Here is a 3,200-nt window from a genome sequence, read left to right on the forward strand (position 1 = left end):
CACGCCGCTCTCGAGGAGCAGCTGGGCCAGCCCGAGACGCACGCCGACGCGCGACTGGCGCGGACCGTCAACCGCCGTTACTCCGAGCTGAACGCGATCATCGCGACCTGGCGCGAGTGGCAGCAGTACGGCGAGGACGCGGAGGCCGCACGCGAGCTCGGGGCTGACGACCCGGCCTTCGCCGAGGAGGCCGAGTCCCTGCTGGAGCAGCGTGAGGTGGCGGCGGAACGGCTGCGCCGCCTGCTCGTGCCGCGCGATCCCACCGACGACAACGACGCCCTGCTCGAGGTGAAGTCGGGGGAGGGCGGCGAGGAGAGCGCGCTGTTCGCCGCGGACCTGTTCCGGATGTACAGCCGCTACGCCGAGCAGCGTGGCTGGAAGATGGAGGTCCTCGACGCCACCGAGTCCGACCTCGGCGGCTACAAGTCCGTGACGGTGGCCGTGAAGGCGCCCGGTGCGGTCGAGCCCGGCCAGGCGCCGTACGCCCTGCTCAAATTCGAGGGCGGCGTGCACCGCGTCCAGCGGGTGCCGGTCACCGAGTCCCAGGGCCGGATCCACACCTCCGCGGCCGGCGTGCTCGTCATGCCCGAGGCCGAGCAGGTCGACGTGGAGATCAACGACAACGACCTGCGCATCGACGTCTACCGGTCCTCCGGTCCTGGCGGCCAGAGCGTCAACACCACCGATTCGGCCGTCCGGATCACCCACGTCCCGACCGGGATCGTCGCGAGCTGCCAGAACGAGAAGTCACAGTTGCAGAACAAGGAGTCCGCGATGCGCATCCTCCGCGCCCGGCTCCTCCAGGCCGCCCAGGATGCCGCCGACGCGGAGGCGAGCGATGCCCGCCGCAGCCAGGTCCGCACCGTCGACCGCTCCGAGCGGATCCGCACCTACAACTATCCGGAGAACCGGATCTCCGACCACCGCACCGGCTACAAGGCCTACAACCTCGACCAGGTGCTCAACGGCGACCTGCAGCCGCTGCTCGACTCGTGCGTCGAGGCGGACCTGGCTGCCCGTCTCGCTGCGCTGGAGGAGTGATGGTGTCGGCCCGCGCGCTCACCGCCGAGGCGAGCGCCCGTCTCCAGTCCGCTGGCGTCGCCAGCCCCGAGTACGACGCCGCTGAGTTGCTCGCGCACGTCCTCGGCACCCGCCGCTCGCAGCTGCCCCTCATCGACGAGGTCGCCCCTGCCGCTGCCCTGGAGTACGACGCCCTGATCACCCGTCGCGCGCAGCGCGAGCCGCTCCAGCACCTGGTCGGACGGGCCTGGTTCCGCCACGTCTCGGTCGCCGTGGGACCGGGTGTCTTCGTACCCCGACCCGAGACCGAGCTGCTCGCCGGCTGGGCGATCGACCAGGCCTGCGCGGTGCTCGCGGACGGACGGGTCCCGGTGGTGGTCGACCTGTGCACCGGGTCGGGCGTGATCGCCCGCAGCATCGCCGACGAGGTGCCCGAGGCGCAGGTCCATGCGGTCGAGCTCGACCCGCCGGCGCATGCGTGGGCCGAGCAGAACCTTGCCGACACGGGAGTCGACCTGCGCCAGGGCGACCTGGCGACTGCGTTCGACGACCTCGCCGGTCAGGTCGACGTCCTGGTCAGCAACCCGCCGTACGTCCCGCTCGAGGCGTGGGAGTCGGTGGCCGTCGAGGCCCGCGACCACGATCCGCACCTGGCCCTGTTCTCCGGTGACGACGGACTCGACGCCATCCGTGTCCTGGAGCAGCGCGGCGTCGTACTGCTCCGCGCTGGTGGCGTGATCGGCATCGAGCACGCCGACGCCCAGGGGGAGTCCGCTCCGGCGGTGTTCAGTCGCAGCGGTCGCTGGGAGGAAGTACGCGACCATCGCGACCTCGCCGGGCGCCCGCGGTACCTCACGGCACGCCGACCACGATGAGTCCACGGTGATGCCGGTGCCGATTCTTCATGCGGCGGTGCGAGGATGGGCGCCGTGAGTGCCGAGCGGTTGCCGACCCAGACCGACGAGGAACGCGAAGCGGCGATGGATGCCGCGAGCCGAGCCGTCCGCCGTGGTCGCCTCGTCGTGATCCCGACCGACACCGTCTACGGCGTCGGTGCCGACGCGTTCGACCCCGAAGCCGTGGCGCGCCTGCTGGCCGCCAAGGGCCGGGGCCGCGAGATGCCCCCACCGGTGCTCGTCGGCACCAAGGGCACCCTCGAGGCGCTCGCGACCCGGGTTCCGGACTACGTCGGCGTGCTCGTGGAGAAGTTCTGGCCGGGCGCGCTGACCATCGTGTGCCACCAGCAGCCCTCGCTGCAGTGGGACCTCGGCGAGACCCGCGGCACCGTCGCGATCCGGATGCCCGACCACGAGCTCACCCGCGCCCTGCTGGACCGCACCGGACCGCTGGCCGTCAGCTCGGCCAACCTGTCGGGACAGGAGGCGGCGCTCGACGCCGACAGCGCCGCGGAGATGCTGGGTGAGTCGGTCGCCGTGATCGTCGATGCCGGTGCATCGCCCGGCGGGGTCGCTTCGACGATCATCGATGCGACAGGCGACCGCCCGCGCCTGCTGCGCGACGGCGCCATCGCGATAGCGGACATCGATGCCGCCCTCGCCGACCTGGACCTGACCGTCGACACCGGCCTCCCTGAACCGACGGAGGCCGAGCCGACCGATGCGTGAGTACCTCGTCGTCTTCCTGGTCGCCGCCACGGTCACCTACCTGTTGACCGTCGTCGCCCGGGAGATCGCGGTACGTACCGGTGCGGTCGCGAAGGTGCGCGACCGCGACGTGCACGCCGACCCGACGCCGTACCTCGGCGGGCTGGCGATGCTCGGGGGACTGTTCGCGGCGTACTTCGTGGCCCGGGAGCTCCCGTTCCTCGGCAAGGAGAACCCGTTCGTCTTCGAGGACGCCCTCGCGGTCCTGATCGCCGGTGCGCTGGTCTGCGCGGTGGGCGTCGTCGACGACATCTTCGACCTCGACGCCCTGACGAAGTTCGGGGGACAGGTGCTCGCGGTCGGGGTGCTGGTCTACTCCGGCATCCAGTTCCGCTACTTCTACCAGTCGACCGGCGAGGTCTTCGCGCTCGACACCGCACAGGGCGCCCTGCTGACGGCCTTCGCGGTGGTCGCGACGGTCAACGCCGTGAACTTCATCGACGGCCTCGACGGCCTCGCCGCGGGCGTCATCGGGATCAGCGCCTCCGCGTTCTTCCTGTTCTGCTACTCGCTGTC

The 3,200-nt window shown here is 71.3% G+C and carries 4 protein-coding genes; all 4 read left to right on the plus strand.

Annotation, left to right across the window (positions count from 1 at the left end):
- The coding region (gene prfA, locus ACOADB_RS16170) for a peptide chain release factor 1 (RefSeq protein ID WP_378600599.1) at positions 1-1,041 on the plus strand (1,041 nt) is incomplete at its 5' end.
- Positions 1,041-1,895 (plus strand): peptide chain release factor N(5)-glutamine methyltransferase, encoded by an 855-nt coding sequence (gene prmC, locus ACOADB_RS16175; RefSeq protein WP_378600601.1) that lies wholly within the window; start codon positions 1,041-1,043, stop codon positions 1,893-1,895. The genes prfA and prmC, both read left to right, overlap by 1 nt.
- Positions 1,896-1,949: 54 nt before the next feature.
- Complete coding sequence (locus tag ACOADB_RS16180) at positions 1,950-2,645, plus strand: L-threonylcarbamoyladenylate synthase (RefSeq protein WP_378600603.1); 696 nt, start codon at positions 1,950-1,952, stop codon at positions 2,643-2,645.
- The coding region (locus tag ACOADB_RS16185) for a glycosyltransferase family 4 protein (protein WP_378600683.1) at positions 2,638-3,200 on the plus strand (563 nt) is incomplete at its 3' end. The genes ACOADB_RS16180 and ACOADB_RS16185, both read left to right, overlap by 8 nt.

The sequence above is a fragment of the Nocardioides sp. CPCC 206348 genome, from assembly GCF_048654705.1.
In the GTDB taxonomy this organism is placed as follows: Bacteria; Actinomycetota; Actinomycetes; order Propionibacteriales; family Nocardioidaceae; genus Nocardioides.

What these genes read in the sequence shown, in the direction of transcription:
- prmC (WP_378600601.1), top strand. Translation starts at nt 1,041, where the DNA reads ATGGTGTCGGCCCGCGCGCTCACCGCCGAGGCGAGCGCCCGTCTCCAG.